Source organism: Achromobacter sp. 1011811831 (assembly GCF_059760905.1).
Window position 1 is genome coordinate 1 of record NZ_JCBANG010000196.1, and the last position, 1,210, is coordinate 1,210.

Here is a 1,210-nt window from a genome sequence, read left to right on the forward strand (position 1 = left end):
AGTGACCTGCTCTGAGAAATTCGTGCCAACAGGTATTTGAGAGAATAGCTTCCAACGCAAGAGGGAAGCGAGATGAAGAAGGCGAGGTACAGCGAAGAGCAGATCGTGCGGATTCTGCGCGAGGCGGACCGAGATCCTGTGGCCGATGTGGCCAAGCGTCACGGGGTGAGCGAGCAGAGCATTTACGGCTGGCGTAAGCGATACGGGGAGTTCGGCGTGGACGAGGTGCGCCGGCTCAAGGAGATCGAGACGGAGAATGCCCGGCTGCGCAAGCTTCTAGTCGAGCGTGATCTGGAGATTGAGGCGATGAAGGAAGTCAACCGCCGAAAGTGGTGAGCGTACAGGTTCGGCAGGAGCAAGCTCGACTGGTTTGCTCGCTGGGTGTGTCCCAACGCCGAGCCTGTGCGCTATACGACATTTCTCGGTCAGGGTTGCGCTACTTGCCAACGAAGGCAGGCGCAGACGCGCCAGTGGTGGCAAGGATGAGGGCACTGTCGGCGCAATATCCGAGATATGGATATCGTCGGATCAGTATTTTTTTGGCTCGAGAGGGGCATGTAATGAGTATGTCTAGGGCGCAACGGTTGTGGGCGCTTGCTGGGCTGCAAGTGCCTCGCAAACGGCCTCGTCGGCGTGTGGCAGCCAGCCGGCCCCGACCCATGACGCCATCTCGTGCCAACCAGGTCTGGTCTTATGATTTTGTCTTCGACGCATGCGCCAACGGCCAGCAGATCAAGTGTTTGACGCTGGTCGACGAATACACGCGGGAATGCTTGGCTATTGACGTAAGCGGCTCGATCCGCTCGGGCCGGGTTATTGAGGTGTTGGCTCGCGTGATTAGCAGACGCGGCACGCCGCGATATCTTCGCTCGGACAACGGGCCCGAATTTGTATCTCGGGCATTGCTGGAATGGATCGTGGACCAAGGCATTGAAACGGCGCTGATCGATCCAGGAAAGCCCTGGCAGAACGGCACAACGGAGAGCTTTAACGGTAAGCTGCGCGACGAATGCTTGAATATGGAGTGGTTCCGAAACCGGACCGAGGCTCGCCTGGTCATCGAAGACTGGCGCGAGCACTACAACACAGTCAGGCCCCACTCCAGTCTGGGATATCTGACTCCGCGGCAAGCCGCCATGACGGTGGCAAGTAGGTCAATCAACGAGGCTAGACTCCAAATCCCGTTGGTGTGAAAAATCCGGGCAGGTCA

At 58.2% G+C, this 1,210-nt stretch carries 1 protein-coding gene; it reads left to right on the plus strand.

Translation table 11 applies throughout. The annotated features are described in order from the left end of the window. Positions 1–72: 72 nt before the first annotated feature. A protein-coding gene (locus AC6LJ9_RS30560) for an IS3 family transposase (protein WP_498150443.1) occupies positions 73–1,193 on the plus strand; the annotation gives its coding sequence in 2 pieces (ribosomal slippage) (positions 73–322 and positions 322–1,193; 1,122 coding nt in all). Positions 1,194–1,210: the final 17 nt, after the last annotated feature.